The organism is Polaromonas sp. JS666 (assembly GCF_000013865.1).
Lineage (GTDB): Bacteria > Pseudomonadota > Gammaproteobacteria > Burkholderiales > Burkholderiaceae_C > Polaromonas.
Window position 1 is genome coordinate 1,280,032 of record NC_007948.1, and the last position, 21,411, is coordinate 1,301,442.

Here is a 21,411-nt window from a genome sequence, read left to right on the forward strand (position 1 = left end):
GCTGCGCTGCTCCGCGCGCCATCGGGCTCACACGCCCAGGCCTGAAAGCCACGGCACCGTGAGTTTCCCGCTGATCACCGACCCGTTTTTCTACGTCGTGGCCGTCCCCGCGGTGCTGATGCTGGGCATCAGCAAAAGCGGTTTTGGCGCGGGCTTTGGATCTCTTGCGGTGCCGGTGATGGCGCTGGCCGTGACGGTACCGCAGGCTGCCGCGATCCTGATGCCGGTGCTGTTGCTGATGGACCTGCTGGGCCTGGCGGCCTTTCACAAGGATTTCGACTTCAAGTTCCTGCGTTTCCTGATTCCCTGTGGTCTGGTGGGTATCGTGGTGGGCGCGCTGCTCTTCAAGGCATTGGACGCCCGGATGGTGGCCGGCATTGTGGGTGTGTTCACGCTGTTGTTTCTGGCGCAGCGCCTGCTGTTTCCGCCCCGGCCCGACAGCCCGCCGCCGCCCCGGTGGCTGGGAGCCATCCTGACGGCAACCTCGGGCTTCACGAGTTTTGTGGCGCACGCTGGCGGGCCGCCGCTGAGCGCCTATGTGATTCCGATGCGTCTGAGTCCGATCAAGTTCACCGCCACCATGGCGGCCTTCTTCTTTGTGATCAACCTCTCCAAATGGATTCCCTATGGCTTGCTGGGTCTGCTCGACTTGCGCAACATGGCCACCTCGCTGGTGCTCTTGCCCCTGGCGCCGGTCGGTGTGTGGATTGGTGTGCGTCTGGCCAGGCGCATCAGTCCGGTTCTTTTTTACCGGCTGCTGTATGTCGGCATGTTGCTCACGGGCTGCAAGCTGGTCTGGGACGGATTGCGTTAGCGGGTGTTAGCTGTGTTGGCGGTGTTGGCTGGTGCGTTGGGCAGGCCGCGCCACGCATGCCAATGGGTGGCAAGCCGCCACGGCGGTGGGTCCGATCTCCGGACTGATCGTCGATGCAGGCTAGAATCGTTTGCGTTTCGCAACGTATCTTTCGTCAGCATTTTTGCTTCGTTCTTATTGCGGTCCTCTCCATTCCCTCATGAGTCTCAAGAAGCTAGGTCGATACGATCTCATCCGCGTGCTTGGCAAGGGCGCCATGGGTTTGGTATACGAGGGGCGCGATCCCAACCTGGACCGCCGGGTGGCGATCAAGACCATCAAGGTTGAGAACCTGTCGGAAGAGGAAGCCGCCGATTACGAGGTGCGCTTTCGGACCGAAGCCCGCTCGGCGGCTCGCCTGCAGCACCCCAACATTGTCAGCGTGTACGACTCCGATCGCGATGGCGACATGGCTTACCTGGTCATGGAATTTATCCACGGTGATGACCTCAAGCACCACATGGACCAGGGCAAGCTCTACACGCTGGCGCAAACCCTGGGCATCATGGGTGACCTGCTGTCGGCGCTGGACTATGCGCACCGGCAAAGCGTCGTTCACCGCGACATCAAGCCGGCCAACCTGCTGATCCAGGGCAATGGGCATGTCAAGCTCACCGATTTTGGTGTGGCCCGCATCCAGGATTCGAGCGATGCCACACGCACGCGGGGCACCATGGTGGGCACCCTGAAGTACATGTCGCCGGAGCAGGTCCAGGGCCGGCCGATTGATGCGCGGGCCGATCTGTTCGCCGCCGGCATCGTGCTGTACCAGCTGCTCACGGGCAAGCGGCCGTTTGACGGTGACACCGACTTCGTCATCATCCAGCAGATCGTTGGGCACGCCGCTGAGGCGCCGACCTCCTTCAACCCGAGATTACCCGCTGCGATCGACGCCGTGGTGGCCCGGGCGCTGGCCAAATCACCGTCCCAGCGTTTTTCAACCGCACGGGAATTCAATGCGGCCCTGCAGGCCGCCGCCCGCGAAGCGGCTGACCCGGCGGTGGTTCCGCCTGCAAGCCCGGCCGTGTCGGCCAGCAGTTCTACCTGGACGGGCACGCTGCACCCCGGCGAAGCGCTGGTGGGGTTGCAGTCGGGCACCAGCACCGACATTCCTATCGTGACGCAGGAGCTCGAGCTGATCTACTGGAAAGAGATCAAGGACTCGAACGACGCCGAAGATATTCGGGGCTTCCTGAACAAATTTCCCGTCGGCATTTACGCTGACCTGGCACGCCGCCGCCTGAAGAAGCTCGGCGCGCTGGGGGGCGAGGATACAGATATCGGCCTGCGCTCCGACGTGGGCAAGCAGGCGATGCCGCTGTCTGCCACGCAACTCGACAAGACAGTGCCTGAGCCCAGACGGGGGAACGGCCGCATCGCCGACACGCTGCCGGGCGCCGTTGAGGGTAGCGCCCAAGCCGGGTCTGCGGCCACGGCCCGCAGCGCCGGGCCCCTGTCGATGGAGGAGCTCGCCGCCTCCGCACCGGCCGCCAGCGCTGCTCCCGCCGGCCTGATGTCCCGGCGTTCGACTTGGGCCATTGCGGCCATGGTGGTGCTGGCCGCCGGTATCGGGTTCAAGCTGGCATCGGGCCCGGGTGCCCGCGCACCCGCCCCTTCAGCCGCAGCCAGCACCGGTGCAGTCGTAGCGACAACGGCATCGCCGGAAGCTCCCCTCATGCCAGCCACGTCAGCCCAGAGCGTGCCAGCCGCAGCCGCGCAGCCAGAGGCAACCGGCCCGGCAGAAGCAGCCCCCGCGCCGGGTAGAACACGGGTAATTGACAAGCCGAGGCCGGCTCAGCAGGCTCAAGTAAAAACGCCAGTGGTCGAGGCCGCGCCCGCGCCCGCGCCCGCTCCTCAGCCGAGGCGGGATACGGCCGCCGTGGCCCCGGCGCACCCCAGGCAGTTTTGCGAAGGGCGCAATGCCGTGACCCTTGAGATCTGCATTGCCGTGCAATGCGCGCGGCCCATCTTCGCCAACCACCCGGTGTGTGTGGAGCGGCGCGCCCTGGAGCAGCGACAGCGGGAGTCCGAGCAATCGCTCAGGTAGTTTCTCGCCGCGGTGTGCTACAAAAACAGTAGCCACCTGTGATTGTTGATAAAAGGTCGCAGGGCTTTTTTATGGGGCTGTGAGCCGATGTGCCCCATGCCGGCGAGTCGTCGCTCGGTCAGCCGTTTCGACCTTTCTTGCATCGTCGTCTCTGCAGTCAGCGCGGCCTGTGCCGGTTGGCAGCTTTGGCTGGCTGAGCGCTGGAGCCGGGCCGTGCTTTTGTCCCGCGGCCTGCTTCGTACATCCAGGCGCGCCGACGATGAAGTGGACAACCCGGTGGTCAACCGCTTTCGCCTGCTGGTGCTGGCCGAAGCCGCGAGGGCTTCGCAGGGGGGGCCGGATCGGGTGCGGTTTGAGCAGGAGTTGTGCTATCGTTTTTATAGTTATTTCCCCAAATAGTTATTGGGGTAAAGCCATTTTTTCCTGAAAGTCAGCCGTGCCAGTCCTGGGGCCGGGGCTGCGCCGCTTGAGCGCGCTCCTGCGCCATTTGCTCTTCCAGTTGCAGCCGCCCCTGGGTGGCGACGGCGATGACCTTGGTGCGGTCCTTGCGGTGCGGGTACATCCGCTCGAACAATTCAAGGTTGTGCTGCCGAAAACGCATGGCGGCCTGCCGTGCTTCATGCGGCGGCTGGCCGAGCAGTTCCAGCACGGTGCGCGCGCTGCGCAGGCTGGACTCGAAGACCTCGCGCTCCACACGCATCACACCGCGGTCCCGCAGCGCATTCCAGTGCGTCACGTCATGCGCGCGGGCCACGATCTCCAGGTTCGGGAAGTGCTCCTTCGCCAGGTCCACGATCTTCAGCGACTGCTCCATGCTGTCGACCGCCAGCACCAGAATTCTGGCGCTGGCGGCGCCGGCCGTGCGCAGCAGGTCCAGCCGTGTGGCATCGCCGTAAAAGACGCGGTAACCGAAGGCCCGCACGGTTTCCACCATGTCGGCGTCGTGCTCCAGCACCGTCGCCGGAATGCCTTGCGCCAGCAGCATGCGGCCGACGATCTGGCCGTAGCGGCCAAAGCCGGCAATGATGATGGAGGCCTGCTGCGGCTCGGAGATTTCTTCGAGCTGCGGCGTGCTGCAGTTGGCCCAGCGCGGCAGCAGCAGCTTGTCGACAGCCACCAGCAGGAGGGGGCTGATCAGCATGGACAGCGCCACCGCGCCGATCAGCAGCGAGGCGGTTTCGGCGGAAAACACCTGCGCGCCCGCCGCGGCCTGGAATACCACGAAGGCAAATTCACCGCCTTGCGCCAGCAGCACCGTGAACACCGGGCGCTCCTGGTAGGGCAGCTTCATGCGCCAGGCCAGGCCGTAGATCACCGCCAGCTTCAGGCCCAGGAAGCCCAGCAGAATGGCCGCCATCAGGCCGGGCGATTTCCACAGCACGCCAAAGTCGATGCTCATGCCCACCGCGATGAAAAACAGGCCCAGCAGCAAACCCTTGAAGGGTTCGATGTCGGTTTCCAGTTCGCGCCGGTATTCGCTTTCCGCGAGCAGCACGCCGGCCAGAAAAGCACCCAGCGCCATGGACAGGCCGACCAGCTGCATCAGCGCGGCAATGCCGACCACCAGCAGCAGCGATGCGGCCGTGAAGATCTCGGGTGTGCCGCTGTTGGCGATCCAGCGCAGCAGCGGGCGCAGCAGCAACCGGCCGCCGAGAATGATGCCGCCGATGACTGCTATGATTTTAAGAGCTTCAATCGCTCGATGTGATTGGGCTGCGGCCTCGTTTTCGCCGGCCACCGCACCCAGCAGCGGCAGCAGCGCCAGAATCGGGATGGCCGCAACGTCCTGGAACAGCAAAATGGAAAACCCGGCCTGCCCGCTGGACGTGGGCAGCAGGTTGCGCTCGCCCATGGACTGCAGCGCGATCGCGGTGGACGACAGCGCCAGGCCCAGGCCGGCCACCAGCGCCGTCTGCCAGCCCACGCCAAACAGCATGGCCGCGCCGGTCAGCAGGGCGGCGCAGCCGAGCACCTGCGCGCTGCCCCAGCCAAAGATGGGGCGGCGCAAATTCCACAGGCGCTGGGGCTCCAGTTCCAGGCCGACCAGAAACAGCATCAGCACCACGCCAAATTCGGCGAAGTGAAGAATGTCCTGGACATTGGTGACCAGGCCCATGCCCCAGGGGCCGATGGCAATGCCCGCGGCCAGGTAGCCAATGATGGAGCCCAGGCCGAATTTCTTGGCCAGCGGCACGGCGACAACGGCAGCTGCCAGGTAGATGAAGCTGTTGGTAAGCCAGGCGGGGGCGTGTTCCATTAGCGGGTGGCTCCCACGTTCGTCGTTGTACCTGCGTCCTTGCTTTCCGGGTCCGCTTCGATGCTGGCCTCGTCCCTGGGCAAGCGGTCTTTCATGGGCACCGCGCAGGCGGGGTATTGCTCAAGCTCTTCGAGTTCGGGCCAGTCGGGGTAACTTTGCAGGCGCTGGCTGAAGGTGGCCAGGTGCTGGGCAACGACTTCCGTGCTGACCCGATGCGCAGCGTGCAGCACCATGGGCGGCAAGAACCGCATGCCGCACAGGATGGCGCTTTGCTCGTAGGGCGGCAGGAAAGCATCGAAAAAATAGCGGTTGTAGCCTTGCGGATGGTAGGAAGTCTCCGGCCCGCCGGTGGTCGCCACCAGCCATAAATCCTTGCCTTCCAGGGCGTGTCCGCCCTGGCCATAGGCCCAGCCATACGTCAACACATCGTCCAGCCAGAGCTTTTGCAGGGCGGGCATCGAGTACCACTGGATGGGGTGCAGCAGCACCACCAACCGGGCCTGCTCCAGCGCGGCCTGCTCCCGGGCGACGTCAATGGCGTAGTCGGGGTAGCTCGAATACAGGTCTTGCACCTGCACGCGCGGCAGCGTCTTCGCGGCCTCCATCAGGGGGCGATTCACGCGCGATTCACGCCACGCCGGATGAGCCGCGATGACGTAGATGTCGGTATTCGCAGCCTGACTGCTGGCGTTGTCCGCCCTGTGAGCGTTTGTGAGAACGGTGTCCATGCCGTTACCATAGCGGAAAAGCAAGCAGTGAACTTACGCTTGGGTAAGTTCTTCAGCACCAGAGGAGAGTTGTATGCCCGTGGTCGTGATTGCCAATCCAAAGGGGGGCGTCGGCAAGTCGACGTTGGCCACCAATATTGCCGGCTACCATGCGTCGCAGGGCCATGCGGTGATGCTCGGGGACGCCGACCGGCAACAGTCCTCGCGGCTGTGGCTGGGCTTGCGTCCGCCCGCTGCGCGCCCCGTCGCGACCTGGGACCTGAATGCTGACCTGATTGCCAGACCGCCGCGGGGAACCACCCATGTGGTGCTGGACACACCGGCCGGTCTGAACGGCTGGCGTTTCAACGACATCGTCAAGCTGGCCGACAAGGTCATCGTGCCGCTGCAGCCCAGCGTGTTTGATATTTTCGCCACGCGCGCCTTTCTGGATCAACTGGCCGAGCACCGCCATGCCGGCAAGATGCAGGTGGGCGTCATCGGCATGCGGGTGGACGCCCGCACGATTGCCGCCGACAAGCTGCGCGACTTTGTCGAAGGCCTGGGGCTGCCGGTGCTGGGTTATCTGCGGGACACGCAAAACTACATCCATCTGGCCGCCCGGGGACTGAGCCTGTTTGACGTGGCGCCCAGCCGGGTCGACAAGGACCTGGAGCAGTGGCAGGGCGTCTGCCGCTGGCTCGACGAGTAGGCGGGCAGGCGGGGAGGGGGCTTGTCGCTGATCCGACAAGCACGGCCCCTTGCAGCCGCTAAAGTCGGGCCATGAAGACCTTTCAAACCCTGTCCGAACTGGCGGCCTGTACCGGCCAGGAAGTCGCTGTCAGCGAGTGGCTCACCATCACGCAGCAGCAGGTCAACCTGTTTGCCGAGGCCACGGGCGACCACCAGTGGATCCACGTTGACCCCGAAAAGGCCGCGACCGGCCCCTTCGGCGGACCCATCGCACACGGTTTCCTGACGCTGTCGCTGCTGCCGCAGTTTTTTGAGTCATCGTTCGAGATCATTGGCTCGCGCATGGGCGTGAACTACGGCCTGAACAAGGTGCGTTTCACGGCTCCCGTGCCCGTGGGCAGCCGCCTGCGTGCCCGCATGAAGCTGCTGGCGGCCGAGCCGATCGACAACGCCGGCATGCAGATGACCTGGGAGGTAACGGTGGAGCGCGAAGGCTCGGCCAAGCCGGTGTGCGTGGCCGAATCACTGGTGCGGCGTTACCCCTGATCGGCGGCGGCTGGATGGTGTGACCCGGCGAAACCGTTCTGGCGCCAGGCCTCAAACACCGTCACCGCGACGGTGTTGGACAAATTGAGGCTGCGCTGGCCGGGCTGCATGGGCACCCTCAGGCGCTGGGCCATCGGAAAGGATTCCCGTACGTCAGGCGCCAGGCCCCGGGTTTCAGCGCCAAACACCAGCCAGTCACCCGGCAGGAAACGCATGTCGTACACGCTGCCGGCGCCATGCGTCGTCATGGCGAAGAGCCGTCCGGCGGGCGGCCGCTGGCTGTCCAGCAGCGCCTGCCAGCTCGCATGGCGCAGCACTTGGGCGTACTCGTGATAATCCAGCCCGGCGCGCCGCATGTGCTTGTCGTCCATCGAAAAGCCCAAGGGCTCCACCAGATGAAGACGGCAACCCGTGTTGGCCGCCAGGCGAATCACGTTGCCCGTATTGGGCGGAATTTCAGGCTCGACGAGAACAATATTGAACATGGCTGAATTGTCGTTGCTAGCCGGGTACGACACGCAGTGAGCGAACGTGGGGGCCATTACTCCGTGCGCGCCAGCACCACCGCCGTGATGTGGGCAGCACCGGCTTCGCGCAGGGCCCGGGCGGCGGTGAACAGCGAGGCACCGCTGGTCATCACGTCATCGACCAGCAGCACGCGCCGGCCTTCCAGCTCGCCCACGCGCAGCGGATCGACCAGAAAGGCTCCCTCGACATTCGCCAGCCGGGCCTCGCGCTTGAGCTCGCTTTGCGGGCGCGTGTCCCTGACGCGCAGCAGCAGGCGCGCATCGGCCCGGCCTGTGGTCCGCGACTGCCGGGCCAGCGCGCTGGCCAGTTCCCAGGCCTGGTTGAATCCCCGCTTTTGCAGCCGTGCTGACGACAGCGGCACCGGCACAATCCAGTCGCTGGCCTGCAGGTCCTCCAGTACCTGCAGCACGCCGGGCGTCTGCAGCAGCATGTCCGCAAAGAAAGCGGCCCAGCCGGGCTGCGCGCCAAATTTGTAGCCGGCAATCAGCGTCGACCAGGGGTAGGCATACGGCACCGCCGCCAGCGCCCCATCCAGCGGCGGCCGCTGGCGTACGCAACTGCCACACGCGCGGGGACCGCTTCTCAAACCCATGGACAGGTCGGCCGGCAGGGTCAGCGCGCAGCCGGCGCAGCGATGCTGCACCGGCGCAAAACGCGCCTGGCAGGGCTGGCACACCTGGCGCGCCGGCCAACTGCGGCAGACTGCGCACTGGCTGACCAGGCCAGGTAGCCGCGGCAGCGACAAAGGCTGGAAAAAACGGGTAAATAAACGGGAGGAGGGCGAGCGTGCAGACACCGTGTCAATATACTCGCGTACCTTTCTGCGCACCGCATTGACCTCCTGCCCATGACCACCACCCAGCGTCCGCCCACACTCGATCCGCTTGCCGTCAGCCGCTGGCAGCGCACGGCGCCGCTGGCCTCGCCGTGGCTGCATGAGGAAGTGGCCCGCCGCATGCAGGACAGGCTGCAGTGGATCAAGCTGCAGCCCGAGGCCTGGGCGCACTGGGGCGCTGTGCGTGGCGGTCTGCAGGCCCACGCCCAATTGGCAAAAATCTACCAAAATTCAGCCTGTTATGTGGCGGAGGCCAGCATGGAGCGGTCTCAAGAGGCTATGAAAAAGATAGCGTCTTCATGGTGGAGCCCCAAGCAGTGGGGAGCCGCCCGCCCGCGCTTTGAAACGCCGCCACCGGCCAGCGTGGACATGTTGTGGGCCAATATGGCGCTGCATGAGTCAGCCGATCCGCAAGCCCTGCTGGCCCAGTGGCATCAGGCATTGAAGGTCAATGGGTTTTTGATGTTTTCGTGCCTCGGGCCCGATACCGCGCGGGAATTGCGCGAGCTCTACACCCAGCTGGGCTGGCCGCCCGCAGGCCATGAATTGACCGACATGCACGACTGGGGCGACATGCTGGTGCAAACCGGTTTTGCCGAACCCGTGATGGACATGGAACGCATCATCCTGACCTATGAGACCCCTGCTCGTCTCTTGCAGGAGCTGGCCGAGCTGGGTCGCAACTTCCATCCTGCCCGCTTTCCTGCCCTGCGCGGGCGGGCCTGGAAGGCGCGGCTGGAGCAGGCGCTGGCCCGGCATCTGGTGCGCGGTGATGATGGCCGGCTGTCGCTCACGTTCGAAGTCATTTACGGCCACGCGCTCAAGGCGCCGCCCAAAATCAAGGTGAGCGCGCTCAGTGCGGTGTCGGTGGAAGACATGCGCAGCATGCTGCACGGGCAGCGGCCTCACTCCTGAGTTGCGGCGGGCGGCCTTTGGGGCCGCGGCGCTGCGCACGATGAGGAGGATGAGGAGGATGAGGAGGATGAGGAGGATGAGGAGATTTTCTTCATTGGATTTTCGGGTCGAACCCGACACTGTTCGGCCCCTTGCCGCATGTCGTTCGAGCTGGGCCTGCCAAAGCATCGTTGGGCCTGGTGGGCCGGCCTTTCGGCAAGCGCGGGGCAAGCGGTTTTGACTGAAGGATGGGGCGTTAAACCGGGCTACAATCCGAAACAGAATTTCTGGGTATGTTCCCGCGCCTCATGCGGCCAATGCGGCGTATTGGTTGCAGTTTTTTGGGGGGTTGCCACGTGCTGCAGCCAACACCAGCGTTTCGTTTCGCCACCTTGCCCGCGCAGGGCAGTCACGGTCAGGGGACTGTGCAGTGGCTTCTCAAGCGTCACTGTTCTGTCACGCCGGCTCAACTCGGATGGCTTTATGTGTCGCTGTGCGTGATGTCGCTGGGTATCGCAGCATTTTTCTGGGCACAGGGCGCCACGCTGGTCATGCCCTTCGCGTGGCTGGAGTTATTGGCGGTGGGGGCAGCTTTTCTGGCGTATGCGCGCCATGCAACCGACGGTGAAAAAATCGTCCTGCAGGGTGAGCGGCTGGTGGTTGAGCTGGAAACGGCAGGGCGTACGCAACGAGCCGAGTTCAATCGTGAGTGGGTTCGGATCGAGCCCAAGGATGGAGACGGTTCGCTGATTGAGGTGTCCGGTCAGGGGCGGTCGGTGCGGGTGGGGCGGCATGTGCGGCCTGAATTGCGTCCCGCACTGGCCCGGGAGATACGCTGCGCGCTGCGAAGTTGTTGAGTGTGCGCTGAAAATCTTGTGTCAGTACAGTTGCGGCAGGGTGACCTGCCGCTAACTTTATAATCGCCGGTTAATTTGGTCGGATAGTTCGGTGAGTAATGGAAGCAATAAAAGTGATCACGATGAACGTAAGCAACACCATGAGCAAAATGACACGGCTTGGCATGCAGCATGCAGGCGCAATTCTGGCCTCTGCGGCCGCCTGGGTCAGCACCGCCGCCCATGCCGTCAACGACCTGCCCGGTGGGCCGGCTGTCAATCAGCTCAACTTGCATCCAGCAGTCACCAAAATTGCAGAAGAGCAGAACTGGCTGCACTGGTTCATGATGATCATCTGCCTCGTGATTTTTGTCGCGGTGTTCGCTGTGATGTTCTATTCCATCTGGAAGCACCGCAAATCGGTGGGCCACAAGTCGGCCAACTTCCATGAGTCCACCGCGGTTGAAATTGCCTGGACCATCGTGCCTTTCCTCATCGTGATCGCCATGGCCTTGCCAGCCACCAAAGTGCTGGTGGCCCAAAAAGACACGACCAGCGCCGACCTCACCATCAAGGCCACGGGTATCCAGTGGAAATGGGGTTACGACTACATCAAGGGCGAAGGGGAGGGCATCGGCTTTGTCTCCACGCTCGACAACACGCATCGTGAAATGTCAGACCAGGGCGGCCCGAAAGCCGGTCAAGCGCCAGACAACTACCTGCTCAAGGTCGATAACCCGCTGGTCGTTCCGGTCAACAAGAAAATCCGTATCATCACCACGGCCAGCGACGTGATCCATGCCTTCATGGTGCCGGCATTCGGCATCAAGCAGGATGCGATTCCCGGCTTTGTGCGCGACACCTGGTTCCGTGCCGAAAAAATCGGTGACTACTATGGCCAGTGCGCCGAGTTGTGCGGCAAGGAACACGCCTACATGCCCATCCACGTGAAAGTGGTGTCCGCCCAGGATTACAGCGCCTGGGTGGCGGTCAAGGCGAAGGAAGCTGCCGCCAAGGCGGATGATCCGACCAAGGTCTGGACCCTGGTGGATCTGAAGGCCCGCGGCGAGAAGGTCTATGCGGCCAATTGCGCAGCCTGCCACCAGGCCAACGGCAAGGGCGCAGGCCCGATCAAGCCGCTGGACGGTGCCGCCGTCGTGCTGGATGCCGATCACGCCAAGCAGATCCAGACCGTACTCAACGGTGCAGCCGGTGGTGCCATGCCTTCGTGGAAGGCACTGAGCGATACCGATCTGGCCGCGGTGGTCACCTACACCAAGAACAACTGGTCCAACCAGACGGGCCGTATCGTGCAGCCTGCGCAGATCCAGGCAGCACGCAAGTAATACACCCGCGGGCAGGTCGTCCTGCCCCAAATCCCCGATACCGCAAGACCATTTCGTCAGCCGTAAAGACAAAGCTACAGGCACAAGCCACCAAAGGAAGCCAAGATGAGTGCAGTTCTAGACCATCACGACCACGCGCATGATGACCACGACCACCATGCCCCGACGGGCTGGCGTCGTTGGGTATTCGCGACCAACCACAAGGACATTGGCACGCTGTACCTGCTGTTCAGTTTCTTCATGCTGATGTTTGGTGGCGTGCTGGCCCTGTTGATTCGCGCTGAACTGTTCCAGCCCGGCCTGCAACTGGTGAACCCTGAACTGTTCAACCAGCTCACGACCATGCACGGCCTGATCATGGTGTTCGGCGCCATCATGCCGGCCTTCGTGGGTTTCGCGAACTGGATGATTCCGCTGCAGATCGGTGCGGCCGACATGGCGTTTGCCCGCATGAACAACTTCAGCTTCTGGCTGATGATTCCTGCCGGCCTGATGCTGGCCACCTCGTTTTTCATGCCGGGCGGTGCACCCGCTGCCGGCTGGACGCTCTACGCGCCGCTGACGCTGCAGATGGGGCCGTCCATGGATGCCGGTATTTTTGCGATGCACATTCTGGGCGCTTCGTCCATCATGGGCTCGATCAACATCATCGTGACCATCCTGAACATGCGCGCACCCGGCATGACGCTGATGAAGATGCCGATGTTCTGCTGGACCTGGCTGATCACCGCCTACCTGCTGATCGCCGTGATGCCCGTGCTGGCCGGCGCCATCACCATGACGCTGACGGATCGCCACTTTGGCACCAGCTTCTTCAACCCCGCCGGCGGCGGTGACCCGGTGATGTACCAGCATATCTTCTGGTTCTTCGGCCACCCCGAGGTGTACATCATGATTCTGCCGGCCTTCGGCATCATCAGCCAGATCATCCCCGCGTTCTCGCGCAAGCGCTTGTTCGGCTACGCCTCGATGGTGTATGCCACCGGCTCCATCGCGATCCTGAGCTTTGTCGTGTGGGCGCACCACATGTTCACCACCGGCATGCCCGTGACCGGCCAGCTGTTCTTCATGTACTCGACCATGCTGATCGCGGTGCCCACCGGCGTGAAAGTGTTCAACTGGATTGCCACCATGTGGAAGGGCTCGATGACGTTCGAGACGCCCATGCTGTTTGCCGTCGGTTTCATCTTCGTGTTCACCATCGGTGGCCTGACGGGTGTGATTTTGTCGGTCGCGCCGATTGACACCCAGCTGCAGGACACGTACTACGTGGTGGCCCACTTCCACTACGTGCTGGTGGCCGGTTCGCTGTACGCCCTGTTTGCCGGTTACTACTACTGGTCGCCCAAGTGGACCGGCGTGATGTACAACGAAACCCGCGGCAAGATCCACTTCTGGTGGTCGCTGATTTCCTTTAACGTGACATTCTTCCCGATGCACTTCCTGGGCCTTGCCGGCATGCCGCGCCGCTATGCCGACTACCCGATGCAGTTTGCCGACTTCAACGCAATTGCCACCGTGGGAGCCTTCTTCTTCGGTGTGGCACAGGTGTACTTCTTCCTGTTCATCGTGGTGCCCACGATGCGCGGCCAAGGCGCACCCGCCAGGCAGAACCCCTGGGTTGACGAGGGAGGCAAAGGCGCTGAAGGCCTGGAGTGGGAAGTCCCGTCGCCAGCTCCTTTTCACACCTTTGAAACCCCTCCCAAGCTGGATGCCACGGCAACCCGCGTGATTGGTTGAACCACCCGATAACCCGATAGCGCACGATGACACCTGACCAAAAGAAAAGCAATTTGCGGCTGGCACTGATCCTGGCTTCGGTCGCGCTCGTCTTTTTTGCGGGTTTCATGGCCAAAATGATTTTTCTGGGCCACTGAGCCAGTCAACGCTAGTCAACAGGCACAACTTTGATGCGGCTCAAGCGCGAGAACTTCAGGATGGTGGGCAAGCTGGGCGTTATCGTGCTCGGCATGTTCGCTTTTGGCTATGCGCTGGTGCCCATCTACAAGGCCATTTGCGAAATGACCGGCATCAACGTGCTGGCCCTTTCCGACCGGCAAATTCCGGGTGCCACGCCCCAGTTGCCGGCCAACACGCAGGTGGACCGCAGTCGGACCATCACGGTGGAGTTTGATGCCAACTCGCGCGGGCCCTGGCATTTCAAGCCGGCCCAGAACACGCTGCAGGTGCACCCCGGTGAATTGACCACGGTGATGTACGAGTTCCAGAATGTGCAGAACCGCACCATGTCGGCCCAGGCCATTCCAAGCTACGCCCCGGCCCAGGCGGGTGCTCATTTCAACAAGCTGGAGTGTTTCTGCTTCAGCCAGTACACGCTGGCACCCGGCGAGAAAAAGCAGTGGCCTGTGGCTTTCGTGATCGATCCGAAGCTGTCCAGGGACGTCAGCACCATCACGCTGTCCTACACTTTTTTTGAAGTGGGCGGCAAGACGCCCGCTGCTCCGGCCACCTCTGCCACCCCTCAGGCAGCAGCGGCTGGCCTGCGGACTGGCGCATGAATATGGCTGGCGTTCCCCCCAAAAAATCAATCTGGCGCACCGTCAAAGCGGTCGCGTGGTCTTTTGTGGGCTTGCGGGCTCGCGGTGACTACGAAGAGGACGTCAAGAATTTAAATCCCATCCACATCATTGTGGCGGGCCTGGTGGGTGTTTTTGTATTTGTGGCGGCTTTGGTGCTGCTGGTGAACTGGATGGTTGCGCGCTAGGGGCCCGGTGCGCAGCAAACTTTCACGGTATTGAATCAGAAAATTATTGAAAATTCGAGAGAACAGGAGTCGAGCGATGTCATCAGCAACCCATGCGGGAACCCCACACTACTTCGTGCCCAGCCCTTCCCGGCATCCGGTGATGGCGGCCATTGGCCTGTTTTTTGTGATCCTCGGCGCCAGCCAGTGGATCAATGGCGCGGGCTGGGGTGCCTGGTCGCTGGCCTTCGGCCTGGTGTGGTGGCTTGTCACCCTTTTTCAGTGGTTCCGTGACGCCATTGGTGAAAGTGAAAGCGGCCTGTACGGCCGCAAGATCGACCTGTCGTTCCGCTGGAGCATGAGCTGGTTCATTTTTTCCGAAGTGATGTTCTTCGGTGCCTTCTTCACGGCACTCTGGTGGGCCCGCTCGCATTCAGTGCCCGCACTCGGAAGCCTTGACAACGCGCTGCTGTGGCCTGACTTCAAGGCTGTCTGGCCCAGTGTTGCCGCGGGTGTCACCGCCTCGCCTGCCGACATCATCGAGCCGTTCACCACCATGACGCCGTTCTGGTTGCCTACCATCAACACCGCGCTGCTGCTCAGTTCGGGTGTGACGCTGACCATTGCCCACCATGCCCTGCGCGATAACCATCGCGGCCTGACCATTGCCTTCATGTGGGCGACGGTGCTGTTGGGCATCATCTTCCTGGGTGTGCAGGGTTACGAGTACGCCCATGCCTATTCCGAGCTCAACCTCAAGCTCACCTCGGGCGTGTATGGCTCCACCTTTTACATGCTGACGGGCTTCCACGGTTTTCACGTGTTTGTCGGCATGCTGATGCTGCTGTTCATTACCCTGCGCCTGCAAAAAGGCCACTTCACGCCGGAAAAGCATTTCGGCTTTGAAGGTGCCGCCTGGTACTGGCACTTTGTGGACGTGGTCTGGCTGGGTCTTTACATCCTCGTTTACTGGCTGTAAGGCGCGATTTTCAGGCGCGGTGCGCGCAGGCCTATGGTGGTCTGCACGTACGTGAAGTCCTACCGCTTGCCGCGGCAGGTGCGACAATAAAAGCAAAGGCCGCACTCAGCGGCCTTTGCTTTTGAGCGTTATGTTTTTATTTGCCGACCGGTATGCCGGTTGGTTGTATGTAGCCCATTTTCCACGCAATGAGAATGCACACGAACAGCAAGACCGAAAACCCGACACGGAACGCCAGGGCGCGCGCCATGTTGCTGGTTTTGCGCTTGCCGTCGGTGCCGTCCTTGAGCATGAAGAAGAGGGCGGAGGCCAGGCTGGCGATGATGGCGATAAACGCCAGGGCAACAAGATAAGTCATGACCAGGATTATCCGTCGATGACATCCCGTTTGCATTCGCCCCGTTTCTGGCTACTCACGCTGGCAGCGCTGCTTGTTGCGGGGAGTACTTTTTCCCTGGGCCAATGGCAGTTGCGCCGCGCCGCCCAGAAAGAAGCGCTTCACGCTGCCGTTGAAGCCAAAAATGGACTTTCTCCGTTGGACAACCAGACCTTTTTTGCTATTAAAGATATAGCAAATGAAACGCACCGGCGAGTTTCGATTCAAGGCGTCTGGCAGCCTGCGCACACGATTTACCTGGACAATCGGCCCATGGGCGGCAAGACGGGTTTCTGGGTGCTGACGCCGCTGGCATTGCAAGGCAGCAGCCAGGTGGTGTTGGTCCAGCGTGGCTGGGTGCCGCGCGATTTCACCCGCCGCACGCGGCTGCCGGAAGTCTCGACGCCGGCGGGGCTGGTGACCGTCGAGGGCCGTATTGCCCCGCCGCCGTCCAAGCTATACGAGTTCAAGGGCGAGGATGCGGGCCGCATCCGGCAAAATCTGGACCTGAACGCGTTTCGTGTTGAAACGGGTTTGCCACTGCTCGGTGTCGCGTTGCTGCAGACCGGCGCGCCGGGTGAGGGCCTGCTGCGCGAATGGGCGGCGCCCAACCTGGGGGTCGATAAACACTACGGCTATGCTTTCCAGTGGTTCGCGCTGTGCAGCCTGGTGGTCGTCCTGTATGTCTGGTTTCAAGTGATTCATCCCCTGCGCGTCCAACGCCGCGCCCAACTGCCCTGACAAACGCCGTGACAAACGACAAAACCGAATTTTCTTCACCGCATGCCGGTGCGTCTGCGGCGCAAGACCAGCCGCTCGGCCTGACGGTGCACGCCATGCCGATGCTGGACGCCTCGCATGCACGCGCCCCCGGTACCGTTGCCGGCCGCTGGAAAATGCTGGCGGTGCTGCTGGTGTGCGCTGCGCCGGTCATCGCGTCTTATTTCACGTACTACGTGATCCGGCCTGAAGGTCGCCGCAATTTTGGCGAACTGATCGATCCGCAGCGGCCGCTGCCGGCTCTTGCCACGCAGGCCCTGGATGGACAGAAGGGCGAACTGCCGGCCCTGAAGGACCAGTGGCTGCTGATCACCGTCGCGGGCGGGGCCTGCGATGCGCGCTGCGAGAGCAACCTGTATTTCCAGCGGCAGCTGCGTGAATCGCTGGGCAAGGAAAAAGAGCGGCTGGACCGCGTCTGGCTGGTCAATGACGAGGTGGCCGTGCGTGAGGCGCTGCGGCCAGCGCTGGCCGCATCCACCGTGCTGCGTGTGGCACCGGCGGAGCTGGCGAAGTGGCTGGAACCGGCCGCCGGCCAGCGCTTGCAGGACCACCTTTACCTCGTTGATCCGCTGGGCAACTGGATGATGCGCTTTCCCGCCGGCATGGACGCCGAAGCTGCTGCCAAGGCCAAGCGCGACCTGGAACGCCTGCTGCGCGCCTCCAGCAGCTGGGACAAGGAAGGCCGTTGAGTATGGCCCCCACGCTCGCCCACTGCGTGTGGCTCTCTGCCCCCCGAGGGGGCGCTGCGCCTGCGGTCTGGCGGAGCCAGTCCCGCGGCCCCGGCTTGCGTAAGACCCCTGTGGTGACTGCTATGGTCTGGCGAAGCCGGTTCCGCGGCCCCTGCTGGTTTGGGATTCCAATGCGCATGGCAATGGCTGGCGCTCTTTAGACATGAGCACGCAAGACCTCTATAACCTGAGCCCCGCGCTGCGCCTGATGATCATGGGCCTGGTGGTCGCGCTCGGCCCGCTGGCCTGGGTCTGGCTGCACCACAAACAGGCGCCGGTTTCGCGGCGCCTGCGCGTGCTGACCCTGGTCACGTTGTTCCTGACCTTTGACCTGGTGATTTTTGGTGCCTTCACCCGCCTGACAGATTCCGGCCTGGGCTGCCCAGACTGGCCGGGTTGCTACGGCAGTGCCAGCCCGGTGGGCGCGCAAATGCATATCGAGGCCGCGCAGAGCGCCATGCCCACGGGCCCGGTCACCCATACCAAGGCCTGGATCGAAATGATTCACCGCTATCTGGCCACCGGTGTGGGCGTGCTGATCCTCACGCTTGCCATCGTCAGCTGGCTGGAACGCGAGCGGGCGCATATCTCGCCAGCGTGGCCCACGGTGACATTGCTGTGGGTGTGCCTGCAAGGCGCGTTCGGCGCGCTCACCGTCACGATGAAACTGTTTCCGGCCATCGTCACACTGCACCTGCTCGGCGGCCTGATTTTGCTGGGGCTGCTGCGCGCGCAGTCGGTGCGTTATGCGCAGGCGCAAGGGGCTTCCCCGATCGTCGAGCTGAGCGCGGGTACCCGGCTTTTTGTTTTCGCCGCGTTCGCTCTGCTGTGGCTGCAGATCGCCCTGGGGGGCTGGGTCAGCACCAACTACGCGGTGCTTGCCTGCACGGACTTCCCGAGCTGCCAGAACTCGCTGTGGCCCGCGATGGATTTCAGCCAGGGATTCACGCTCTGGCGCGAACTGGGCGCCGGCCATGACGGCGCCAATATCAGCTTTCAGGCACTCACCGCCATCCATTACGCGCACCGTCTGGCCGCCTATGCGGTGTTTGCCGTGCTGATGCTGCTGGCCGCCAGGCTTTACCGCGTGCCAGCCCTGCGTCCTGATGCGTGCTGGCTGGGCGGCCTCACCCTGCTGCAGGCGGCCACGGGCCTGAGCAACGTCGTGCTGGGCTGGCCGCTGGTGGCCGCGGTGGCGCACACCGGCGGCGCCGCAGCGCTGGTGGTGGTGCTCACCGGCATCGTTTTTTCCAGCCGCAGCATCCCCAGCGCAGTCCATGCGTCAAAATGGAAAGCTTCGAGATTGTCCGCATGAACCCCAGCAACCCTGCCGCTTCGGCCCCCCATTCCCGCGCACCGTCCAGGTTCGCCCAGTTCTACGCGCTGACCAAGCCGCGCGTGGTGCAGCTCATTGTGTTCTGCGCGTTGATCGGCATGGTGCTGGCCGTCCCCCACGTCCCGACCTGGCCCGAGGTCAAGCTGGCCCTGATTGCCTGTGCCGGCATCTGGCTGGTGGCGGGAGCCGCGGCGGCCTTCAACTGCATCGTCGAGCAGCGGATCGACGCCAGGATGCGGCGTACGGCCTGGCGCCCCACGGCCAAAGGCGAGCTCAGCAACCCCCTGACCCTGGCCTTCTCAGCCGCCCTGTGCGCCGCCGGCTCGGTGATTCTGTATGTGTGGGTCAACCCGCTCACCATGTGGCTGACCTTTGCCACCTTTGTCGGCTATGCGGTGGTCTACACCGTGATCCTCAAGCCGCTCACGCCGCAAAACATCGTGATCGGGGGCGCCTCGGGTGCCATGCCGCCGGTGCTGGGCTGGGCGGCCATGACGGGCACCGTGGGACCGGAGGCGCTCATCCTCTTCCTGATCATTTTCCTCTGGACCCCCCCGCATTTCTGGGCGCTGGCGTTGTACCGCGTCGAGGACTACCGCAAGTCGGGCTTGCCCATGCTGCCCGTCACGCATGGCAACGAGTTCACGCGGCTGCAGGTGTTTTTGTACACGCTGGTACTGTTTGCCGCCTGCCTGATGCCCTTTGTTTTCAAGATGAGCGGCTGGCTCTATCTCGTGGTGGCCGTGGTGCTCAGCGTGGGCTTCAGCTGGCATGCGTGGCGCCTGTGGCGCAGCTACTCGGACGCCCTGGCGCGCAAGACCTTCCGCTTTTCGCTGATCCATCTCTCGGTGTTATTCGCAGCCCTGCTGCTGGACCATTACCTCGTATGAAATCTCTCACCCTGCCACCCAGCCGCCGGCTCGCCCTTCAAACCATCGCTGGTACCGGCTTGCTGGCAATCACGGCGGGTCTCCTGACGGCCTGCGCGCCCGACAAGCCCCAGTTCAAGAGCATTGACCTGACCGGCGCCGATTACGCGCAGGGCTTTACGCTGGCCGACCACAACGGCCAGGTGCGCACGCTGAAAGACTTTGCCGGCAAGGTGGTGGTGGTATTTTTTGGTTATACCCAATGCCCCGATGTGTGCCCGACCTCCATGGCCGAACTGGCCCAGGTCAAGCAGCAGCTGGGCCCCGATGGCGACAAGCTGCAGGCCATCTTCATCACAATGGACCCGGAGCGGGACACGGCCGAATTGCTCAAGGCCTACATGGCCAATTTTGACCCGACCTTTCTGGCGCTGCGGCCTACCATGGCCCAGCTGCCCGAAGTTGCCAGGGACTTCAAGGTCTATTACAAAAAGGTCGATGGCAAAACGCCGGGCAGCTACACCCTGGACCATTCCGCGGGCAGCTACGTTTTTGACAGCAAGGGCCGCATCCGGCTGTACAACCGCTATGGTGGCGGCCCCGAGGCCCTGGCTTCCGACATCCGCCTGCTGCTCAAAAATACCTGAGCAGAGCGCCACGTGGCGGCCATAAAAAAGGCCCGCACCTTGTTAAAGGGAGCGGGCCTGGTTGCACGTCAGCGTGCCAGGGTGGCTCAGCAGATCGCCGGCTCAGGCGTAGGCCGCCAGCACCTTTTTCATTTTCTTCATTGCCGAGACTTCAATCTGGCGAATCCGTTCGGCGCTGACCTGGTACTCGTCCGCCAGGTCGTGCAGCGTCATGCCACCCGAGCCATCGTCGTTGACCTTGAGCCAGCGCTCTTCCACAATGCGGCGCGAACGTGGATCCAGCTCTTGCAGCGCGGCGCTGATGCCGTCTGAAGCCAGGCTGTCGCGCTGGCGGGATTCCATCAGGGCGGTCGGCTCTTGCGTGGCATCGGCCAGGTAGGCAATCGGCCCAAAGGCGTCTTCGCCGTCGTCGCTCGGGCTCGGGTCCAGCAGCACGTCGCCGCCCGACATGCGCTGCTCCATCTCGATGACTTCCTCGCGCTTGACGTTCAGTGTTTTGGCCATCGAGTCAATCTGGCCTTCGGTCAGCGTGTCGCGGTGCGTCGCCACATCGGCGTCGTCCTTGAAGCCCTGTTTCATCGAGCGCAGGTTGAAGAACAGCTTGCGCTGGGCTTTGGTGGTGGCCACCTTGACCATGCGCCAGTTTTTCAGGATGTACTCGTGAATCTCGGCCTTGATCCAGTGCATGGCATAGCTCACCAGCCGCACGTTCTGTTCCGGGTCAAAGCGCTTGACCGCCTTCATCAGGCCGATATTGCCCTCCTGGATCAGGTCGCCATGCGGCAGCCCGTAACCCAGGTATTTGCGGGAAATCGACACCACCAGGCGTAAGTGAGAGAGCACTAACTTACCGGCCGAGTCGAGATCGTTGTTTTCTTTGAGCTTTTTGGCAAATTCCTGCTCCTGCTCCAAAGTGAGCATGGGCAGACGGTTGACCGCCGAAATGTAGGCATCCAGGTTGCCCAGCGGAGGTACCAGCGACCAGGGGTTGACGGTGGCCACAGCACCGGCGCGGGGCACGGGTACAGCAAGGGCGCCCGTCAGGGCCTGGGGGGAAAGAGCGTATGACACAGCAGAACTCCTTTTCTCTAGTTTTAAATATTAGCACTCCATTGGAGAGAGTGCTAAGCAATAGGTTCAATGCCGCGGATAGCGCAAGGCTAATACGTGCTAACCCTTGGTTTTCACTCAGTTGTAGGTATGACCCTCCAGCGTCGACTTGGTTCTGGGGGTTTGGTTACAGGTTTGTAAAGGCGTGTCGGAGTTCATTGCCGGGGCCCCAGGTTATTTATTGCGGTCGATGTGGTCCGGCTGGAGGTTTTGCTATGGTTTTAGTAGCCTGTATCCCCGGCGCTGCTTTGGTTGGCGGCTGATTTTGTCCTGAAAATCTACTAGTGGTTAGCCCCGATGGTGGGCGCGGCTGGCGGTGTTGATACTGACACGGCGTTGT

Annotated in this window: 24 protein-coding genes; 18 read left to right on the forward strand and 6 right to left on the reverse strand. The window is 62.8% G+C overall.

Annotated elements, in window-relative coordinates; all coding sequences use genetic code 11:
- The first annotated feature begins 58 nt into the window (after positions 1–58).
- The 3 genes from BPRO_RS06110 (at position 59) to BPRO_RS29455 (ending at position 3,299) form a co-directional block, all read left to right on the forward strand.
- The gene (locus BPRO_RS06110) at positions 59–814 is read left to right on the forward strand and encodes a sulfite exporter TauE/SafE family protein (RefSeq protein ID WP_011482184.1); all 756 of its coding nucleotides are present in this window, start codon (positions 59–61) and stop codon (positions 812–814) included.
- 199 nt (positions 815–1,013) lie between these two features.
- Positions 1,014–2,900 carry a serine/threonine-protein kinase gene (locus tag BPRO_RS06115; protein WP_011482185.1) on the forward strand — a complete coding sequence of 629 codons (1,887 nt, stop codon included), beginning with the start codon at positions 1,014–1,016 and terminating at the stop codon, positions 2,898–2,900.
- Positions 2,901–3,113: 213 nt separating this feature from the next.
- The gene (locus BPRO_RS29455) at positions 3,114–3,299 is read left to right on the forward strand and encodes a hypothetical protein (RefSeq protein WP_157045740.1); all 186 of its coding nucleotides are present in this window, start codon (positions 3,114–3,116) and stop codon (positions 3,297–3,299) included.
- A gap of 31 nt (positions 3,300–3,330) precedes the next feature.
- Here the strand turns inward: BPRO_RS29455 and kefC are convergent, their stop codons facing one another.
- Complete coding sequence (gene kefC / locus BPRO_RS06125) at positions 3,331–5,157, reverse strand: glutathione-regulated potassium-efflux system protein KefC (protein WP_011482187.1); 1,827 nt, start codon at positions 5,155–5,157, stop codon at positions 3,331–3,333.
- Positions 5,157–5,885 (reverse strand): NAD(P)H-dependent oxidoreductase, encoded by a 729-nt coding sequence (locus BPRO_RS06130; protein ID WP_011482188.1) that lies wholly within the window; start codon positions 5,883–5,885, stop codon positions 5,157–5,159. Before BPRO_RS06130 ends, kefC begins: the two co-directional genes overlap by 1 nt.
- Positions 5,886–5,958: 73 nt before the next feature.
- Between BPRO_RS06130 and BPRO_RS06135 the strand changes: the two genes are divergently transcribed.
- Together BPRO_RS06135 and BPRO_RS06140 are read left to right on the forward strand one after the other, a co-directional pair.
- Complete coding sequence (locus BPRO_RS06135; protein WP_011482189.1) at positions 5,959–6,576, forward strand: ParA family protein; 618 nt, start codon at positions 5,959–5,961, stop codon at positions 6,574–6,576.
- A gap of 71 nt (positions 6,577–6,647) precedes the next feature.
- Positions 6,648–7,103, forward strand: coding sequence for a MaoC family dehydratase (locus BPRO_RS06140; protein ID WP_011482190.1), 456 nt, complete (start codon positions 6,648–6,650; stop codon positions 7,101–7,103).
- Here BPRO_RS06140 and trmL read toward each other — a convergent pair.
- The gene (trmL, locus tag BPRO_RS06145; RefSeq protein WP_041388455.1) at positions 7,094–7,588 is read right to left on the reverse strand and encodes a tRNA (uridine(34)/cytosine(34)/5-carboxymethylaminomethyluridine(34)-2'-O)-methyltransferase TrmL; all 495 of its coding nucleotides are present in this window, start codon (positions 7,586–7,588) and stop codon (positions 7,094–7,096) included. The two genes, BPRO_RS06140 and trmL, sit on opposite strands and share 10 nt — an antisense overlap.
- Positions 7,589–7,644: 56 nt before the next feature.
- Positions 7,645–8,460 carry a ComF family protein gene (locus tag BPRO_RS06150; protein WP_011482192.1) on the reverse strand — a complete coding sequence of 272 codons (816 nt, stop codon included), beginning with the start codon at positions 8,458–8,460 and terminating at the stop codon, positions 7,645–7,647.
- An 18-nt stretch (positions 8,461–8,478) separates the two neighbouring features.
- Between BPRO_RS06150 and BPRO_RS06155 the strand changes: the two genes are divergently transcribed.
- From BPRO_RS06155 to BPRO_RS06185, 8 genes are all read left to right on the forward strand, one after another.
- Positions 8,479–9,381: a methyltransferase domain-containing protein gene (locus tag BPRO_RS06155; RefSeq protein WP_011482193.1), complete on the forward strand. Its 903-nt coding sequence runs from the start codon at positions 8,479–8,481 to the stop codon at positions 9,379–9,381.
- 296 nt (positions 9,382–9,677) lie between these two features.
- The gene (locus BPRO_RS06160) at positions 9,678–10,217 is read left to right on the forward strand and encodes a DUF2244 domain-containing protein (protein WP_049764215.1); all 540 of its coding nucleotides are present in this window, start codon (positions 9,678–9,680) and stop codon (positions 10,215–10,217) included.
- Between the two features lie 149 nt (positions 10,218–10,366).
- On the forward strand, positions 10,367–11,542 hold the full coding sequence (coxB, locus tag BPRO_RS06165; protein ID WP_041389301.1) for a cytochrome c oxidase subunit II: 1,176 nt from the start codon (positions 10,367–10,369) through the stop codon (positions 11,540–11,542).
- Positions 11,543–11,647: 105 nt separating this feature from the next.
- A complete protein-coding gene (gene ctaD, locus BPRO_RS06170; protein ID WP_011482196.1) occupies positions 11,648–13,282 on the forward strand; it encodes a cytochrome c oxidase subunit I in 1,635 nt (544 codons plus the stop codon).
- Between the two features lie 26 nt (positions 13,283–13,308).
- Positions 13,309–13,419 (forward strand): cytochrome oxidase small assembly protein, encoded by a 111-nt coding sequence (locus BPRO_RS30390; RefSeq protein WP_232291500.1) that lies wholly within the window; start codon positions 13,309–13,311, stop codon positions 13,417–13,419.
- 33 nt (positions 13,420–13,452) lie between these two features.
- On the forward strand, positions 13,453–14,061 hold the full coding sequence (locus tag BPRO_RS06175; RefSeq protein WP_011482197.1) for a cytochrome c oxidase assembly protein: 609 nt from the start codon (positions 13,453–13,455) through the stop codon (positions 14,059–14,061).
- Complete coding sequence (locus BPRO_RS06180; protein ID WP_011482198.1) at positions 14,058–14,267, forward strand: DUF2970 domain-containing protein; 210 nt, start codon at positions 14,058–14,060, stop codon at positions 14,265–14,267. Before BPRO_RS06175 ends, BPRO_RS06180 begins: the two co-directional genes overlap by 4 nt.
- 76 nt (positions 14,268–14,343) lie before the next feature.
- A complete protein-coding gene (locus BPRO_RS06185; protein WP_011482199.1) occupies positions 14,344–15,225 on the forward strand; it encodes a cytochrome c oxidase subunit 3 in 882 nt (293 codons plus the stop codon).
- A 136-nt stretch (positions 15,226–15,361) separates the two neighbouring features.
- Here BPRO_RS06185 and BPRO_RS06190 read toward each other — a convergent pair whose 3' ends face one another.
- Positions 15,362–15,583: a twin transmembrane helix small protein gene (locus BPRO_RS06190; RefSeq protein ID WP_041388457.1), complete on the reverse strand. Its 222-nt coding sequence runs from the start codon at positions 15,581–15,583 to the stop codon at positions 15,362–15,364.
- A gap of 18 nt (positions 15,584–15,601) precedes the next feature.
- On the opposite strand from BPRO_RS06190, the gene BPRO_RS06195 reads away from it, so the two are divergent.
- From BPRO_RS06195 to BPRO_RS06215, 5 genes are all read left to right on the forward strand, one after another.
- Positions 15,602–16,342: an SURF1 family protein gene (locus BPRO_RS06195; RefSeq protein ID WP_011482201.1), complete on the forward strand. Its 741-nt coding sequence runs from the start codon at positions 15,602–15,604 to the stop codon at positions 16,340–16,342.
- Between the two features lie 95 nt (positions 16,343–16,437).
- Entirely contained in the window at positions 16,438–17,070 is a 633-nt protein-coding gene (locus BPRO_RS06200; protein ID WP_011482202.1) for a hypothetical protein, read from the forward strand.
- Between the two features lie 202 nt (positions 17,071–17,272).
- Positions 17,273–18,424 (forward strand): COX15/CtaA family protein, encoded by a 1,152-nt coding sequence (locus tag BPRO_RS06205; protein WP_011482203.1) that lies wholly within the window; start codon positions 17,273–17,275, stop codon positions 18,422–18,424.
- Positions 18,421–19,335 carry a heme o synthase gene (cyoE, locus tag BPRO_RS06210; protein ID WP_011482204.1) on the forward strand — a complete coding sequence of 305 codons (915 nt, stop codon included), beginning with the start codon at positions 18,421–18,423 and terminating at the stop codon, positions 19,333–19,335. Before BPRO_RS06205 ends, cyoE begins: the two co-directional genes overlap by 4 nt.
- A complete protein-coding gene (locus BPRO_RS06215) occupies positions 19,332–19,961 on the forward strand; it encodes an SCO family protein (protein WP_011482205.1) in 630 nt (209 codons plus the stop codon). The genes cyoE and BPRO_RS06215 overlap by 4 nt, the downstream gene beginning before the upstream one ends.
- Before the next feature lie 102 nt (positions 19,962–20,063).
- On the opposite strand, the gene rpoH is transcribed toward BPRO_RS06215, so the two are convergent.
- The gene (gene rpoH / locus BPRO_RS06220) at positions 20,064–21,032 is read right to left on the reverse strand and encodes an RNA polymerase sigma factor RpoH (RefSeq protein ID WP_011482206.1); all 969 of its coding nucleotides are present in this window, start codon (positions 21,030–21,032) and stop codon (positions 20,064–20,066) included.
- Between the last annotated feature and the right edge of the window lie 379 nt (positions 21,033–21,411).